Here is a 16,450-nt window from a genome sequence, read left to right on the forward strand (position 1 = left end):
GCCGCCGGCGGCCGACCCACCGGCGGAGGAGGATGCTCATGGCCTACATCCGTCCGTCCAAACCGGGGATCAACGACAGCTGGGGCGGTCACCGCAGACGCAGACCGCCCTCCGTGGAACCCGGAATCGACTACAACTGCTTCATCGGCGACGACGTCGTCGCACCGGCCGACGGGGTCGTCCACGAGGTCAAGCGCTCGACGGCCGGCGCCTCCGGCCGCGCGATCATGCTGCGCACGGGCCGCGACTGGCACCGCGGCCTCCACCTGTCCGAGATCCTCGTCGAACCCGGTCAGCGCGTGCGGCAGGGCCAGCTCATCGCACGTTCCGGCGCCTCGGCTCGCGGCAGCGAGCACGGCGTCGGCCAGCACCTGCACTGGTCGTTCTGGTTCGACCGCGGCAACGCGGTGCCGATCCCCGGCCTCACCCCCACAGACGACTTCGAAGTCTTCGTCGCCAACCCCAGCCTCACCACACTCACCACATCCACCACCTCCGAGGAGGACCCCTTGTTCACCGAGCAGGACCGCGCGCTTCTCTTGCAGATCAAGAACGAACTGCTCAACACCAAGGCCGGAGTCTGGACAGGCGGGAAGGTGCGCATCGACGGCATCGTTCAGGAGTTCCGCTACGGGGCGCTGCCGATCGTGGCCCACAACCAGAAGCTGATCGCGAAGCAGGCCGGTCAGATCGCCGCGCTGCAGGAGATCATCGACCAGCTCACTTCCGTGCAGAACGTGTCGATCGACATGGGACCGGTTCGGGATGCCGCGGAGCGCGGCATCCGGGAAGCCAATGCGGGCCTTCTCAACGACGTCATCGTCGCGGAGGACCCCGACCAGGATCCCGACATCGACCCGCCGCTCGAAGGCGGGGAGGACACCGGCGTCGACGGCTGACCGTCAGCGACGACTTCACTCTCGGGGCTCGCGAAGCCCGGCGATGCTGTGGCATCGCGGGGAGGCCGAGGCTGCGGCATCCGCTTTCCGGCCCTCCCGTCCGAGCGGACGTGCAAGAATCACGTCCGATGTCGAATCTGACGGTCATCCAGCAGTCGCCCGATCCCGAACAGGACGCGGAGCATTCGCGCACGCGCCGTTCGATCGCGGACAAGATCCGCGGCATAGGTCAGAACCGCATCGGGGCTCTCCTCCTCCTGCTCGCCACGGTCGTAGCGATCCTCTGGGCGAACCTCGCCACGGCGTCGTACGCGGCGTTCTGGGAGACCCATCTGACGGTCGGCGTCGGCGATCTGCAGCTCGACTTCACATTGCACGCCATCGTGAACGACGCGCTCATGGCGATCTTCTTCTTCACCGTCGGACTCGAGGTGCGGCGGGAGTTCGCGATCGGCGAGCTGACGAGCTGGTCCCGCGCCATGGTGCCGGTGATCGCCGCGGTCGCGGGCCTTGCCCTGCCCGCGCTGCTGTTCGTACTGGTCGCGATGGGATCCGGGTACGAGAACGCGTGGGGGATCGTGATCTCGACCGATACCGCGTTCCTCGTGGGCGCGCTCGCGCTCATCGGCCCGCGGGTACCCGGGCGACTGCGCGTCTTCCTGCTCGCCTTGGCTGTCGTGGACGACATCGGGGCGCTGTCGATCATCGCGATCGTCTACACGGCGAACTTCACGCCGCTGCCTCTCGCGATCGCCGCGGTCGGCCTCGTGGGCGTGTACTTCACGCGGTACCTGCCCAGCGGTCGCGGGCCGGTCTACGCGACACTGTCGATCATCGTGTGGCTCGCCTTCCTGGCATCGGGCGTTCACCCGACGCTGGCCGGCGTGGCGATCGCGCTGCTGGTGCCCGTCTACCGCCCCGACCGACGCGATGTGGAGCATGCGCTCGAGCTGGCCCGCACCTTCCGGCAGTCGCCGAACAGCGAGTACGCCCGCGCGGCGGCCAACAGCCTGCGGGAGTCCATCTCGATCAACGAACGCCTGCAGTCCGCGTACGCCCCGTACGTCGCGTACGTCATCCTGCCGCTGTTCGCGCTCGCGAACGCCGGCGTCGTGCTCAGCCCCGAGATCCTCCAGGGCGCGGTCACCTCGTCACTCACGTGGGGCATCGTGGCGGGCCTCGTCGCCGGCAAGCTCATCGGGGTCTTCGGATCAACGGCGCTGATGAAGATCACCGGGATGGGCGAGTTCGGCCCGGGGCTCACGCTCGACCGGCTCGCCGGCGGCGCGGCGCTGTGCGGCATCGGCTTCACCATCTCGCTCTTCATCGTCGACCTCGCGATCGACGACCCGGTTGCGCAGAACGAGGCGCGGGTCGGCGTGCTCGCGGCATCCGTCATCGCCTTCATCCTCGCGACGATCATCTTCCGCATCTCCGACGCCCTGCGCACCGACGTAGACCCAGGCCAGACGCTGCTGCGTCCGGTGGACCCGAAGCGCGACCACATCTTCGGCTCGCCCGACGCGCCCTTCACGATCGTCGAGTACGGCGATTTCCAGTGCGGGTTCTGCCTCAAGGCGTCGGGGTCGATCCACGAGGTGTACGAGGAGCTCGGTGACCGCCTGCGCTACGTGTGGCGACATGCCCCGCTCACGCAGTACCACCCGAACGCCCTCGCCGGAGCCGAGGCCTCGGAGGCGGCGGCGTTGCAGGGGAAGTTCTTCGAGTTCGAGCGCGGGCTGTTCGCCGACCAGGAGAATCAGCGGCCTTCCGACATCGTGCGTCTCGCTCGCGACCTCGGCGTCGACGTCGACAGGTTCGAGCGGGATCTCACGGCGCCGGAGGTGACCGGTCGAGTGCAGGACGACATGCTGGATGCCGAGGCCATGGGCATCACGTCGGTGCCGACGCTCTTCATCAACGGCCGTCGTCACACCGGTCCGTACGACGCGCAGTCGCTCATCCGTGCGCTGTCGGAAGGCGCGACGGGGGCGGCCCCCGATCCCGAGCGCCCAGGAAGGTGACGATGGCAGACGTCGATCCGGTGCAGCAGCCCACACTGACGGACGCCCAGTGGGAGCGTCTGCGCGGGTTCGGCGTGCCCGAACAGGTGGAGGCGGGAGACTACGTCTTCCGCTCAGGCGATCGCGAGTACGACCTGATCCTCGTGGACGAGGGCGAGATCGAGATCGTGCGCGATTCACTGTTCTGGATCGAAGAGGCCGTGATCGCGCACTCGGGGCCGCGCACGTTCGTCGGCGAGCTCGGCCTGCTCAACGGGCAGGGCGCCTTCCTTTCGGCCCGGGCGACTGCGCCGACCCGCGTGCTGCGGGTGTCGCGACCCGAGCTGCGGCGGCTGATGGCAGAGGACGACGAGCTGTGCGACATCATCCTGCATGCGCTCTGGGCGCGCCGGGAGTCTCTGCGGCGGGGGCCGGCCGCGCTGACCCTCAAGTTCGTCGGCTCGAGCACGTCGAGCGACTTCCTCGCCCTGCAGCGCTTCGCCGAGCGCCTCGACCTCGTGCACAAGACCGTCGCGCTCGCCCCGGGCGAGCTCGGCACCCACGAGAAGCTCGGTGTCTCGGAGGACGACCTTCCGATCGCGTACATCCAGGGCGAGCCGCTCTCGAACGCGACGCCCGGGATGGTGGCCGAGCGACTCGGCCTGAGCTACCAGGCCGACAGCGACGAGGTGGTCGACCTCGTCGTGATCGGCGGCGGTCCGGCCGGACTCGCGGCGGCGATCTACGGTGCGTCCGAGGGACTCAGCACCGTGCTGCTCGACGCCGTCGCGCCCGGCGGCCAGGCGGCGTCGACCTCGCGCATCGAGAACTTCCTCGGGTTCCCGTTCGGGGTGAGCGGCGGCGACCTCATCGGCCAGGCGAGCCTTCAGGCGCTGAAGTTCGGGGTGCGGGTCTACGCGCCGTGCGAGGCGGTGAGGCTCGATCCGGTCGAGGAGCGTCAGCTCGACGTCACACTCGCCGACGGACGCATCATCCGGGCGCGCAGCGCGATCGTCACGTCGGGCGCCGCGTACCGCCGGCTGAGCCTCGAGCGCTGGACCGACTTCGAGCGCTCCGGCATCTACTACGCGGCGACGCAGCTCGAACTCCGCCAGGTGAGGGATGCGCCGGTGGTGGTCGTCGGCGGAGCGAACTCGGCCGGCCAGGCATCCCTCTATCTGGCAGCCAACGGATGCCCCGTCCACCTCGTCGTGCGGGGCTCGGAGCTCGGCACCCGAATGTCGTCCTACCTCGTCGACCGGCTGATGGAGGATCCGCGCGTACAGGTGCACACGGGTGCGAACGTCGTCGGACTCGACGGGGGAGCAGGGCTCGAGCGGGTGCGCATCGACAGCTTCGGCGACGTGGAGGCGCGCGGGCTGTTCTGCTTCATCGGCGCGGACCCGGCGACCGGCTGGCTGCCGTCGCTCGACCGCGACGCCGACGGGTTCCTGCGCACCGGCACCGACATCGCCGCGCAGTCGCTGGCGCAGTGGCAGCGTCTCGGCCGCGAGCCGCTGCCCTTCGAGACGTCCGTGCCGCGGGTGTTCGCCGCCGGCGATGTGCGGCGCGGGTCGATGAAGCGCGTGGCGGCGGCCGTCGGCGAGGGGTCGAGCGCCGTCGCCTCCGTCCATCGGGCGCTGGCCTAATGATCCGCCTGGTGGCACCGCATCGAGTTCGGGAGACGCCGTGACCGATGACATCGACGAGACCGCCCCGCCGAGCGGCAGCGGATGCGCCGAGTGCGACGAGGCGGGCGGCTGGTGGTTCCACCTGCGACGCTGCGCCGCGTGCGGGCACATCGGATGCTGCGACTCGTCGCTCGCGCAGCACGCCTCGGCTCATGCCCGCGAGACGGGCCACCGACTCGTGCAGAGCTTCGAGCCGGGCGAGGACTGGTGGTGGGACTACGAGGCGGGTGCCTGGGCGGAGGGGCCCGCGTTGGCTCCCCCCACCAGTCGGCCCGACGCGCAGCCGGTGCCGGGTCCGGAGGGTCGGGTGCCACGGGACTGGCGCGACGTGCTGCGCGCCGCAGGCCGCTGAGCCGGCGCAGCGCGTACCGGTCGGCGCGCGGCGTGAGGGTGATTGCCGGACCGGCCCACCACCGCTTCGGCGGTCAGGACTTCGGCCACTCGATGAGCAGCAGTCCCTGCTTGGTGTCGGCGAGCTTCACCCAGCCGGGCGCGTAGAGGTAGGTCATGCCGTAGCCCTCGTCGTCGGTGGAGATCGTCGTGTCAGGACTCTCGGTGATGTACACGCCCTCCGGCCCTTCCTCGCGGATCCATCCCTGCGAGACGAGCTCGGCCTGCGTCGCCGCCGCATCGTCGTCGGAGATGCGGGCCCAGCCGAACATCTGACCGTGGTCGCCCGCCGGTCCGTCGAAGTCGGCCCAGACGCACTGGATGCCCTCGATGACCTCGAAGCTGCCGATGTAGAACGGCTCGGTCTGCGACGTCCACCCCAGACTCTCGAAGTCGGCGATGACGGATTCCCCGATCAGCGTCTCGCACGTCGGCTCGTCAGCGGCCGACGGCTCGGGCTCGGGCGTCGCCGAGGGTTCCGGCGCGGGTGCGGTCGCCACGGGGGTCGGCGTGGCGTCGGGGCCGGCGGATGGAGGGCTCGCCGAGCACGAGGCGAGCAGCACCGTGACCGCGAGGGCGACGGCCGCGCCGGCGGCGGAACGGTGACGTGGGGGGATCATCGTGCGGTCTCCGGGGGAGGGGATCGGGCGGGAGAAGGATCAGGGGGAGTGCAGGAGCTGGAGGAAGTCGTCGTGGAGCACGCGATTGGTCGCGAGCGAGGACCGTTCGGAGAGCGAGTCGTCGCCGTGGAACGAGGTGAAGCGGCCGCCGGCCTCGGTCACGATGGGCACGAGCGCGGCGATGTCGTACTCCTTGACGCCGAACTCGGCCACGAACTCGAGCCGCCCCTCGGCGAGGAGCATGTACGGCCACGCGTCGCCGTAGCCGCGGTCGCGCCACACCGCAGAGGTGAGTCGTTCGAGCGCGTCGAGCTCGCCGGCATCCCGCCACTGTCCGATGCTCTGGAAGCTGACGCTCGATGCGGCGATCGAGTCGACGGAGGAGACCGCGAGGCGACGCGGCTCGCCGCCCGGCACGTTGGTCCACGCGCCGTGCCGGGTCGCGGCCCACCAGCGCCGGCCGATGGCAGGCTGACTGGCGACGCCCACGCGCGGGACGCCGTCGATCGCGAGGGCGATCAGCGTCGTCCACATGGGGATGCCCTTGAGGTAGTTGGCGGTGCCGTCGATCGGGTCGATGATCCACTGTCGGCGCGTGCCGCCGGTGACCCCGTACTCCTCGCCGAAGACGCCGTCGGCCGGCCGTTCGGTCTCGAGCATCGTGCGGATCGCGCGCTCGGTGGCGAGGTCGGCTTCGGTCACGTGGCTGGCGTCGGCCTTCAGGCTCACCTCGAGATCGGCGGCGTCGAAACGGCTCATGGATGCCGCGTCCGCAGCATCCGCGAGCCGGAGAGCGAGCGCGAGATCAGCCCCCAGGTCGCCCTCGAAGGGCGCGTCGAAGCGCGTCGGCGTGGTGGGGGAGGTCACGTCGACCAGACTAACGGCCTCCTCCCGGCCTCGATTTCCGGTGACGCAATCGTGATGCTAATGTTGACCCTCGGTTCGCCTCTTGCGAATCACGCACCTCTAGCTCAATCGGCAGAGCAACTGACTCTTAATCAGTGGGTTCAGGGTTCAAGTCCCTGGGGGTGCACAACACAGAAGAGCGGTCCCGGACAGGGCCGCTCTTCTTCGTGCGCGCGGCCATCGCCACGTCGGTGGGGGAGGTCCGCGCTATCGTGCCCCGCATGCCGGAGCGGGTCGAACTGTGGTGGGCGAGGCGCCAGTTCTCTCGCGGCGCCGACGTGCCGTACCCGGTGGGCACCTATCGCGAGGCCTGGGCGCCGTACCCCGCGCTCATCCGGCAGTACCACCCCGAACTGAACGCCGGCATCACGCTCACCCAGATCCCGCCGGCGGCAGACGTCCTGCTGCTGTGGCAGTGCGAGGCGGGGCACTCTTTCGCCGCGACACCGGCCGAGCAACGCCATCGCCCGGGGCGGGAGCGCCGGCGGTCGGCGTGGTGCCCCGAGTGCTCGACGTCGGCGCGCGCCCCGGTCGCGATCCTGGGCGAACCCGTCGCGCGGCCGAGGCTCGCACGGCCGAAGCCGGCCCGCCCTGCGCGCACGCTCTGTCCGAAGACGCCCGACCTTCCGCCAGGCGAGGCGTTCGTCAGCGCGTGCGCGCCGCGCCCGGCGTCCGCCGTCGAGGCGCAGCTGCGAGCCGACGTGTTCGCGCGGCTCGGGGTGACGCCGGGGATGAACGCCGTCCGGGTGTCGCGTCCGTTCTTCGATCACGTCGAGGTGTGGCCAGACATCCTCCTGCCCGAGCTGCGCCTCGCGATCGAGTACGACAGCACCGGTCGCCACGGGCTCGAGCACGTGGGCAAGCGAGAAGACGCCGATCGTCGCAAAGACCGCACGCTGCGCGCGACAGGCTGGGAGGTCGTGCGGATCCGCACCGGGCGGCTCGAGCCGATCGGCCCCTACGACATGCAGCTTTCGTCGATCGGGCGCCGAGGCGTCGACCGGCTCATCGACGTGCTGCGCGATATCCGCGGGTCGCTGCTCGTCGACGCGTATCTCATCTGAGCGCGTGTCGTCTGGCCTTGCCGCTCGACGACCGCGCACTCCATCGCGATTCGGTAACGACGACCGTCCGAATGCCGTCTCGACTTGACCGAACGGTCTGGACTTCCTACATTTGCGAATACCTGAATCGGATTTCAGGTATGCCCGATCCGGGCACCCGAACCTTCCAACGGCGAAAGGCACGCACATGCGGGTTTCGAAGAAGTTGCTCCTGGGGTCCGTGGTCGCCACGGCCGCGATCTTCCTGGCGGCCTGCGCGCCGCAGGCTCAGCCCGGAGGCGCGCCGGCCGACGGCGACGACCGCCCGGCCGAGATCAAGGTCGGCGTCGTCACGAGCGAGTCCGGCCCTCTCGCCGGCTACGGCAAGCAGTACCTCGACGCGTTCAAGGCGGGGCTCGACTACGCCACCGACGGCACCGGCGAGGTCGACGGCACGACGATCGAGGTCGAGTACAAGGACGACGCCGGCGACCCCGACAAGGCGGTCACGGTCGTCAAGGAGCTCATCGGCGAGGGTGTGAACATCATCGCGGGTACGGCGTCCTCAGGCGTCGCGCTGGCCGTCGCCGAGCAGGCAGAGCAGAACAAGGTCCTCTACATCTCGGGCCCGGCAGCCGCCGACGCGCTGACCGGCCTGAACGACTACACGTTCCGCTCCGGCCGCCAGAGCGCTCAGGACGTCGCCACTGCCGGGACGTTCCTCGACGACATCGAGGGCAAGACGGTCACCGTGTTCGCCCAGGACAACGCCTTCGGGCAGGGCAACGTCGCCGCGGTCGACGCGATCCTGGGCGGTCAGGGCGCAACGGTCACCTCGGTGCTCGTCGCCGAGGACGCGACCGAGTTCACGCCGTTCGCGCAGCAGATCCTCACGGGCGCACCCGACCTCGTCTTCGTGGCGTGGGCCGGTGCGACGTCGGGCGCGATGTGGCAGGCGCTGAGCCAGCAGGGGGTGCTCGATGAGATCCCCGTCGTCACCGGTCTCGGCGACGCCGCCACCTTCGGGGCGTACGGCGAGGCATCCGAGAAGATCAACTTCCTGAACCACTACTTCCCGGGGGCGCCCGACAACGACGTGAACGACGCGATGGTCGAGGCCATCGAGTCGGCGGGCGGCACGCCCGACCTGTTCAGCCCCGACGGCTTCAACGCCGCCATCATGATCGTCCAGGCGATCAAGGAGGGCGCCGGCGACGTCGACGCGATGGTCGAGGCGCTCGAGGGCTTCGAGTTCGAGGGTCCGAAGGGAACGATGACCGTGCGCGCCGGCGACCACGCCCTCATCCAGGAGATGTACCAGGTCAAGCTCGTCGCCGACGGCGGCGCGTTCGTGCCCGAGCTCGTCGACACGGTCTCGGCCGACGACGTCGCGCCGGCCGAAGCCGCCGAGTGACCGGGAGCAGCACCGAACGATGAGCATCCCAGTCCCGTCCGCCCAGGCCGCCACACGCGGCTCCCGGCTGCAGGTCGATGGCCTCGGCCTGCAGATCGGCGGCGCGACGATCCTGAAAGATGTCGACCTCGATGTCGCTGCGGGCTCGCTCGTGGGCGTCATCGGGCCGAACGGAGCCGGCAAGACCACGCTGTTCAACGCGGTCTCCGGCCTCCTGAAGCCCACCGCCGGGCGCGTGCTGCTCGACGGCGACGACATCACCGCGGCGTCCGTGCCCGCTCGGGCGCGGGCGGGACTGGGGCGCACCTTCCAGACGTCGAGTCTCTTCCCGAGGCTGTCCGTGCTCGAGAACGTGCGTCTCGCCGCCCAGGTGTCACTGGGCGGCTCGGGGTCGCTGGTGCGGTTCCCGAGGCGATCGGATGCCGCGACCGCGCTCGCCCTCGAGAAGCTCGAGGCCGTCGGGCTGAGCCACAAGCGCGACTCGGCTGCGGGAGACATCTCGCACGGCGACAAGCGCAAGCTCGAGATCGCGGTGCTGCTGGCGACCGAGACGAGCATCGTGCTCCTCGACGAGCCCATGGCCGGCGTCGGCTCGGGCGACGTCGACGGACTCGTCGGCAACATCCGCGACCTCCACCGCGAGAAGGGCTGCACCGTCCTCATGGTCGAGCACCACATCGACGTGCTGATGGGCCTCGTCGACAAGGTCGCCGTCATGTACTTCGGCACGATCATCGCCTACGACACTCCGCAGGCCGTCATGGACAACCCGCTCGTGCAGAGCGCCTATCTGGGGACGGGGGCCGCCTGATGGACGCCATCCTGACCGTCGCCGGCCTGCGGTGCTCGATCGCCGGGCAGCAGGTCGTCGAGGACGTCACGTTCGAGATGCCTCCCACCGGCATCACGGCGGTCCTGGGCCGCAACGGAGTGGGCAAGACCTCGACGCTGCGCGGCATCCTGGGTCTCATCCAGCGCCGCGGGGAGGTCCGTCTCGCCGGCGAGCGCATCGACGGTCTGCCCACGCACAGGATCGTCCGCAAGGGCGTCGGCTACGTACCCGAGGATCGCGAGATCTTCTCGTCGCTGACCGTCGCCGAGAACCTGGCGCTGGCAGAGCGCCAGCGCGCCCCGCGCCGCGAGTTCGTCGCCGAGCTGTTCCCCGACCTGGTCGCGCGGCGCGATCAACTCGCGGGCACGCTCTCGGGCGGCCAGCAGCAGATGGTCTCCGTCGCCCGGGCTCTCATCAACGACAACCGCCTCCTGCTCGTCGACGAACCGACCAAGGGCCTCGCGCCCAAGATCGTCGGCGAGGTGGCGGACGCGCTCGAGGAGGCGGCCAAGACCGTGCCCATCCTCCTCGTCGAACAGAACCTCGAGGTGGTCCGCCGCCTCGCCGACACGGCCGTCGTCATCGGCGGCGGCCGCGTCGTGCACATCGGAAAGGCCCGCGAGATCCTCGACGACGACGACCTCACCCGGCGGCTGCTGGGTGTGCACGCAGAGCCCACTCACGCACACGGGACGGAAGACGGCCGCGCATGAGCACCCTCGTCCTCACCCTCATCACCGGCGTCGGCCTCGGCGCCCTCTACTTCCTCGTCGCGAGCGGGCTGAGCCTCATCTACGGGCTCATGCACGTGCTCAACTTCGCGCATGGCGCCTTCCTCACCCTCAGCGCATTCGTGGGCTGGATGGTGGCGCAGGCGCTCGGCACCGCGTCGTGGGGCTCGTTCCTGCTGTCGGTGCTCGTCGGAGCGGGCGTGGGTGCAGCGTTCGCGACCCTCACCGAGCTGGTGCTGATCCGTCCGCTGTACGAGCGGCACATCGAGCAGGTGCTCGTGACGGTCGGACTCTCCTTCGCCGCCGTCGCCCTCTTCGAGGGCATCTGGGGCACCGACCCGATCCACATCTCGGGGCCGGCGTGGCTGCGTCAGACGACCGACGTGCTGGGCGCCCGCATTCCTAACACCTACTGGGTGCTGATGATCGCCGCGGCCCTCGTGCTCGCCGCCCTGGTGCTGTTCCTCAAGCGCACGCGCTACGGCATGATCATCCGCGCCGGGGTGGAGAACCGCTCGATGGTCACCGCCCTCGGGATCGACGTGCGACGGTCGTTCACCCTCGTCTTCGCGATCGGCGGGGCCGCCGCCGGCATCGGGGGAGTCCTCGCGATGCACTACTCCACCTTCGTGTCCGCGCACCTGGGCGCGACGCTGCTGATCTTCGCGTTCATCGTCACGGTCGTCGGCGGTCTCGGCTCGCTGACCGGTGCGGCCGTGGCATCCGTCCTCGTCGCCGTCCTGCAGCAGTTCGCGAACTTCTATCTCGGAGGAACCGGCGACTTCATCGTCGTCATCCTCCTCGCCGTGGTGCTGCTGGTGCGCCCGGCCGGACTCCTCGGGAGGAAGGCATGAGCGCCGACTCGCGCACCACCACCGGCGGCGTCCGCCGCCTCGTGCCCGCCATCGTCGGCGTCGCCCTCGTCGGGTTCATGGCGCTGCTGCCGATGCTGAACCTGTCGCTTCCCGGCATCCTTCCGACTCCGACGTATATGCCGGGCACCCTGGCGCTGCTGTCGCTGTGCATGGTGTTCGCGGCGCTGGCACTGTCATACAACCTGCTGCTCGGATCGGGCGGGATGCTGTCATTCGGCCACGCCCTGTATTTCGGCGCCGGCGCGTACGGGCTCGGCATCGCACTCGAGCACTTCGGCGTGCCGCTGTGGCCGGGCGTGTTCATCGCTCTGATCGGGGGCATGCTCATCGCCCTCGTGACGGGAGCGGTCTCGATGCGCGTGTCGGGCATCCCGTTCGCGATGGTGACCCTCGCGTTCGCCCAGGCCGGGTCGGTGCTGGTCCGGCGCAACTCCCAGATCACCGGCGGCGAAGAGGGACTCGGGCTCGAGACCGACCTCGTTCCCGACTTCCTCATCGGCGTGATCAACACCCGCAACCTCTACTGGTTCGCTCTGGCGGTGCTGGTCGTCGTCTACCTCGTCACCCTGTGGGTCGACACCTCGCGCCTCGGTCACCTCGCCCGCGCGACGCGCGAGAACGAGCAGCGCGTGCGCGTGCTCGGCCTCTCGCCCTACCGCGTGCGCCTGCTCGTGTTCGTGATCGCCGCGGTGCTCGCGAGCCTCGCCGGCGTGGCGTACATGCTGCTGCAGTCGGGCACCGTGCCGCGTGCGGTGTCGGCCGACCTCACGATCACGATCCTCGTGATGGTCGTGCTCGGTGGCGTCGGGTTCCGGTGGGGTGCCATCGTTGGCGGTGTGCTGTACACGCTTCTCGACCAGCGCCTGACGGTCCTCGCCGGATCGGAGGCCATCGCCGGACTGCCCGACGTGCTGCGCGTGCCGCTGTCGGAGCCGCTGTTCATCCTCGGCGTGCTGTTCATCCTCGTGGTGATGTTCCTGCCGGGCGGCATCGCCGGCACGATCGACGGCGCCGTGCGTCGCCGCCGCGGCGAGAAGGCCCGCGGCACCCTGCAGACCCTCGACGACGAGGCGGCCGAGGCGCCGGCGGAGGTGCGCGCGTGACCTGGCCGGCCGAGTTCGAGGACGGCTCCCACACGATCGGGCGCTGGCTGACCGACCGGGCGTCTCGCTCGCCGCATCGCATCGCCGTCGACGACCGCGGCGTGACGACCGACTACGCCACGCTGGCCGAACGCTCGGTCGCCCTCGCCGACGCGCTGCGGCGCGCCGGCTACGGCGCCGGCGACCGCATCGCCACGGTGTCGGGCAACGGGACCGACCACGTCGTCGCGTTCTTCGCGTGCGCGCTCGCGGGCATCGCGTTCGTGCCGCTGTCGTGGCGGCTGACGCCGCGCGAGCTCGGGGCCCAGCTCGACCGGGCGGACCCGGTGCTGCTGCTCGTCGAGGACGAGCACGCGGCGCTTGCGGGCGAGGCGCTGCGCGGGCTCGGCCGGGCGCTTCCCGTCGCCCTCCTCGGCACCACCGGCGTCGAGGCCGCGGTCGGCGCGACCGGCTCGCCGAAGCCGTGGCGGCCCGTGCGGGACGACGACCCCCTCCTGGTGGTCTTCACCTCGGGCAGCGAGGCGGCGCCGAAGGGGGTCGTGCTCACGCACGCCAACTGCTTCTGGAACAACCTCGCGCTCGCTCAGGCACTGCCCCTGACGCAAGACGACGTCGTGCTCGCGATGCTGCCGCAGTTCCACGTCGCGGCATGGAACTGCCAGCCGCTGCTCGCGTGGTGGGTCGGTGCGACCGTCGTGCTGGAGCGCTCGTTCCAGCCCGCACGGGTCCTGCAGCTCATCGCCGAGCGCGGGGTGACGGCGATGATGGGCGTGCCGACGCAGTATGCCCTCCTCGCGGGCACCAAGGAGTGGAAGACGACGGATGTCTCGTCCCTCCGGCTCGCGCTCGTGGGAGGCGCCACGATGCCGGCCCCGCTGCAGGAGCAGTGGACGCACCGGGGAGTGGTGCTCACCCAGGGCTACGGGCTGACCGAGGCCGCTCCGAACGTGCTGCACCTTCCCGCGGACGAGGCTCCGGCTCACCGGGGCGCGGTCGGGCGCCCGTACCCGCACGTCTCCGTGCGGGTCGTCGACCCCGAGAGCGGGTTGCCGCTCGACGGCGAGGCCACCGGCGAGCTGTGGGTGCGCGGACCCAGCGTGTTCGCGGGCTACCTCGGCGACGACGCGGCGACGGCGCGCACGATGAGCGGCGAGTGGCTGCGCACGGGTGACCTCGTGCACCGCGACGCCGACGGGGTGTTCCGCATCGTCGATCGGATCAAGGACATCTTCATCTCGGGCGGCGAGAACGTCGCTCCCGCCGAGGTCGAGCACGCGCTGACGCTGCATCCCCTCATCGAGGTGGCCGCCGTCGTCGGCGTGCCCGATCCGGTATGGGGCGAGCGGGGCGTGGCGTTCGTGGTGACGGCCCCCGGCGCGGCATTGTCGACCGACGAGGTGATCGCGCACGCGCGGCGCAATCTCGCGGGGTTCAAGGTGCCGACGCGCGTGGAGTTCGTCGACGCGCTGCCGCGCGCGACGATCGAGAAGCTCGCCCGCTCGCGGCTGCGCGAACGGGCACGACGGCTCATCGAGGGGGATCGGGCGGCGACGCCCGATCATGAGACGGAAGGGGTGGGGTCATGACGCTTCCCGAAGGAATGATCGAGGACGACGCCGAGCTCGTCTCTCCCGCGACGGGCCGACCGCTCACCAAGCGGGGCGAGGCGACTCGGCGACGTCTGCTCGAGGCCGCCGAGGTCGTGTTCGCCGAGCAGGGCTACCACGAGGCATCCATCGTCAAGATCACCGAGCGCGCCGGAATCGGCCTCGGCACGTTCTACCTGTACTTCGACAGCAAGCAGTCGATCTTCGAGGCGCTGGTCATCGACCTGAACCGCCGCGTGCGCCACTCGATGTCGGAGGCCATGGAAGGCGCGACGTCGCGCCTCGATGCCGAGCGCGCGGGCTTCGCGGGGTTCTTCCGCTTCACGGCGGAGCATCCCGCGCTCTACCGGGTGGTGCGCGAGGCGGAGTTCGTCTCGCCCGACGTGCTGCGCCTGCACTACACGCGGATCGTCGAGGGATACGAAGCCGGCCTGCGCGCGGCGCAGGACGTGGGCGACGTGGATCGCGCCCTCGACCCCGAGACCACCGCATGGGCGCTCATGGGCATGGGCGAGCTCATCGGCATGCGCTTCCTGCTGTGGGAGCGCGACGCCGACGGCCGGCCGCCCGCCCAGCTCGACCCCGTCGTGTTCGACGGGATGACCCGACTCATCGACAACGCGCTGGCGCCGAGGACGACGCAGCCGGAAGGACCGAAGTGATGGCCGAGCAGGACCTGGCGGGCAAACGCGCCCTCGTCACCGGCGGAGCGAGCGGCATCGGGCTCGCGTGCGCCCATGAGTTCGCGGGGCGCGGTGCGCACGTGATCATCGCGGACCTGAATGCGGATGCCGCGGCCGCCGCGGCGGCGGAGGTCGGCGGCGAGGCATGGGTGGTCGACCTCTCCGACACGGCCGCGCTCGATGATCTGACCCTCGATGTCGACATCCTCGTCAACAACGCCGGCATCCAGCGGGTCAGCCCGATCACAGAGTTCGACCCCGACGCGTTCCGGCTGCTCCTGCGCCTGATGCTCGAGTCGCCCTTCCTGCTGGTGCGCGCGGCGCTCCCCGGCATGTACGAGAAGGGCTGGGGGCGCGTCATCAACATCTCGAGCGCGCACGGTCTGCGGGCGAGCGCGTTCAAGTCGGCCTACGTCGCCGCCAAGCACGGCCTCGAGGGACTCTCGAAGGTCACGGCGCTCGAGGGCGCCTCCCACGGCGTGACGAGCAACTGCATCAACCCGGCGTACGTGCGCACGCCGCTCGTCGAGAAGCAGATCACCGACCAGGCGAAGGTGCACGGCATCCCCGAGAGCGAGGTCGTCGAGAAGATCATGCTCACCGAGACCGCTGTGAAGCGTCTCGTCGAGGCCGACGAGGTCGCCTCCCTCGCCGGCTGGCTCGTGTCGGACAAGTCGGGCATGGTCACCGGCGCGTCCTACACGATGGACGGCGGATGGACCGCGCGGTGAGTCACACGTACCGGCAGCTCGACGTCCCCGTCGACGGCGGCCTGCTCCACGCGGGGGTGTGGGAGACGGATGCCGCGGCCGACGCGCCCTCGGTGCTCGCGGTGCACGGCGTCACGGCGTCCCACCTGGCGTGGCCGTTCGTCGCCGAGCGGCTACCGGGCGTGCGCGTGGTGGCGCCCGACCTCCGCGGCCGTGGTCGCAGCAACGGCATCGCGGGCTCTGCGGGCATGGCTGCTCACGCCGACGATCTCGCCGCGCTGCTCGATGCGCTCGACATCGAGCGCACGGTCGTCGTCGGCCACTCCATGGGGGCGTTCGTGTCGATCGTGCTCGCCGCCCGTCACCCCGAGCGGGTCTCGCGCCTCGTCCTCGTCGACGGCGGGCTGCCGCTCGACGTGCCCGCGGGGATGGACACAGACGCCCTCGTCGCGGGGATCCTCGGTCCGACCGCCGCACGCCTGTCGATGACGTTCGCCGACACGGGGGAGTACCTCGACTTCTGGCGCCGGCACCCTGCGTTCACCGACGCGTGGACGCCCGAGCTCGAGCGCTACCTCGCCTACGACCTCGTGGACGACGGAGCGGGGGCGCATCGCCCGGCCACGAGCTACGCGACGACGGCGGATGACACCGTCGACATGAACACCGGGACCGCGCTGCCCGACGCATTGGCCGGGCTGCGGCATCCGACTCGCCTGATCACCGTCCCGCGCGGGCTTCAGAACGAGCCTCCCGGCCTCTACGCGCCGGCGCACCTCGAACGGGTGCTCGCCGCGAACCCGTCTGTGCGGCACGAGCGGGTCGAGGGATTCAACCACTACACGATCGTGATGTCGCCGGGCGGCGCGGATGTCGTCGCCGCCGCCGTGCGCGAGGAGTTGGCCGCGGCCCCGACCCTCTGATGCTCGCCTGTCACGTATCG

Annotated in this window: 16 protein-coding genes and 1 tRNA gene; 15 read left to right on the plus strand and 2 right to left on the minus strand. The window is 70.4% G+C overall.

What is annotated here, in order from left to right:
- Positions 1–38: 38 nt before the first annotated feature.
- From ACFC1W_RS15200 to ACFC1W_RS15215, 4 genes are all read left to right on the plus strand, one after another.
- Positions 39–899 carry a M23 family metallopeptidase gene (locus tag ACFC1W_RS15200; protein ID WP_375994249.1) on the plus strand — a complete coding sequence of 287 codons (861 nt, stop codon included), beginning with the start codon at positions 39–41 and terminating at the stop codon, positions 897–899.
- A gap of 128 nt (positions 900–1,027) precedes the next feature.
- Positions 1,028–2,923, plus strand: coding sequence for a Na+/H+ antiporter NhaA (gene nhaA / locus ACFC1W_RS15205; protein WP_375994252.1), 1,896 nt, complete (start codon positions 1,028–1,030; stop codon positions 2,921–2,923).
- Positions 2,924–2,925: 2 nt separating this feature from the next.
- Complete coding sequence (locus ACFC1W_RS15210) at positions 2,926–4,551, plus strand: FAD-dependent oxidoreductase (protein WP_375994254.1); 1,626 nt, start codon at positions 2,926–2,928, stop codon at positions 4,549–4,551.
- Between the two features lie 40 nt (positions 4,552–4,591).
- Positions 4,592–4,945: a UBP-type zinc finger domain-containing protein gene (locus ACFC1W_RS15215; RefSeq protein WP_375994257.1), complete on the plus strand. Its 354-nt coding sequence runs from the start codon at positions 4,592–4,594 to the stop codon at positions 4,943–4,945.
- Between the two features lie 73 nt (positions 4,946–5,018).
- Here the strand turns inward: ACFC1W_RS15215 and ACFC1W_RS15220 are convergent, their stop codons facing one another.
- Positions 5,019–5,603, minus strand: coding sequence for a hypothetical protein (locus ACFC1W_RS15220; RefSeq protein ID WP_375994260.1), 585 nt, complete (start codon positions 5,601–5,603; stop codon positions 5,019–5,021).
- Between the two features lie 39 nt (positions 5,604–5,642).
- Positions 5,643–6,470 (minus strand): inositol monophosphatase family protein, encoded by an 828-nt coding sequence (locus ACFC1W_RS15225; RefSeq protein ID WP_375994263.1) that lies wholly within the window; start codon positions 6,468–6,470, stop codon positions 5,643–5,645.
- Between the two features lie 93 nt (positions 6,471–6,563).
- On the opposite strand from ACFC1W_RS15225, the gene ACFC1W_RS15230 reads away from it, so the two are divergent.
- The 11 genes from ACFC1W_RS15230 to ACFC1W_RS15280 all read left to right on the plus strand — a co-directional run bounded on the left by ACFC1W_RS15230 (position 6,564) and on the right by ACFC1W_RS15280 (position 16,430).
- Positions 6,564–6,636, plus strand: a tRNA-Lys gene (locus ACFC1W_RS15230).
- Positions 6,637–6,730: 94 nt separating this feature from the next.
- On the plus strand, positions 6,731–7,573 hold the full coding sequence (locus ACFC1W_RS15235; RefSeq protein ID WP_375994266.1) for a zinc-ribbon domain-containing protein: 843 nt from the start codon (positions 6,731–6,733) through the stop codon (positions 7,571–7,573).
- A gap of 187 nt (positions 7,574–7,760) precedes the next feature.
- Entirely contained in the window at positions 7,761–8,966 is a 1,206-nt protein-coding gene (locus ACFC1W_RS15240; RefSeq protein ID WP_375994268.1) for a substrate-binding domain-containing protein, read from the plus strand.
- Positions 8,967–8,985: 19 nt separating this feature from the next.
- A complete protein-coding gene (locus ACFC1W_RS15245; protein WP_375994271.1) occupies positions 8,986–9,777 on the plus strand; it encodes an ABC transporter ATP-binding protein in 792 nt (263 codons plus the stop codon).
- Complete coding sequence (locus ACFC1W_RS15250; RefSeq protein WP_375994274.1) at positions 9,777–10,511, plus strand: ABC transporter ATP-binding protein; 735 nt, start codon at positions 9,777–9,779, stop codon at positions 10,509–10,511. The genes ACFC1W_RS15245 and ACFC1W_RS15250 overlap by 1 nt, the downstream gene beginning before the upstream one ends.
- Positions 10,508–11,383, plus strand: coding sequence for a branched-chain amino acid ABC transporter permease (locus ACFC1W_RS15255; RefSeq protein ID WP_375994277.1), 876 nt, complete (start codon positions 10,508–10,510; stop codon positions 11,381–11,383). Before ACFC1W_RS15250 ends, ACFC1W_RS15255 begins: the two co-directional genes overlap by 4 nt.
- Positions 11,380–12,507: a branched-chain amino acid ABC transporter permease gene (locus ACFC1W_RS15260; protein WP_375994280.1), complete on the plus strand. Its 1,128-nt coding sequence runs from the start codon at positions 11,380–11,382 to the stop codon at positions 12,505–12,507. Before ACFC1W_RS15255 ends, ACFC1W_RS15260 begins: the two co-directional genes overlap by 4 nt.
- Positions 12,504–14,093, plus strand: coding sequence for a class I adenylate-forming enzyme family protein (locus tag ACFC1W_RS15265; protein WP_375994281.1), 1,590 nt, complete (start codon positions 12,504–12,506; stop codon positions 14,091–14,093). Before ACFC1W_RS15260 ends, ACFC1W_RS15265 begins: the two co-directional genes overlap by 4 nt.
- Positions 14,090–14,776, plus strand: a complete 687-nt coding sequence (locus ACFC1W_RS15270) for a TetR/AcrR family transcriptional regulator (protein ID WP_375994283.1) — start codon at positions 14,090–14,092, stop codon at positions 14,774–14,776. Before ACFC1W_RS15265 ends, ACFC1W_RS15270 begins: the two co-directional genes overlap by 4 nt.
- Positions 14,776–15,528 (plus strand): 3-hydroxybutyrate dehydrogenase, encoded by a 753-nt coding sequence (locus ACFC1W_RS15275; RefSeq protein WP_241110318.1) that lies wholly within the window; start codon positions 14,776–14,778, stop codon positions 15,526–15,528. The genes ACFC1W_RS15270 and ACFC1W_RS15275 overlap by 1 nt, the downstream gene beginning before the upstream one ends.
- Positions 15,525–16,430, plus strand: a complete 906-nt coding sequence (locus tag ACFC1W_RS15280) for an alpha/beta hydrolase (RefSeq protein WP_375994286.1) — start codon at positions 15,525–15,527, stop codon at positions 16,428–16,430. Before ACFC1W_RS15275 ends, ACFC1W_RS15280 begins: the two co-directional genes overlap by 4 nt.
- Positions 16,431–16,450: the final 20 nt, after the last annotated feature.

The sequence above is a fragment of the Microbacterium sp. NPDC056003 genome, assembly GCF_042274785.1.
In the GTDB taxonomy this organism is placed as follows: Bacteria; Actinomycetota; Actinomycetes; order Actinomycetales; family Microbacteriaceae; genus Microbacterium.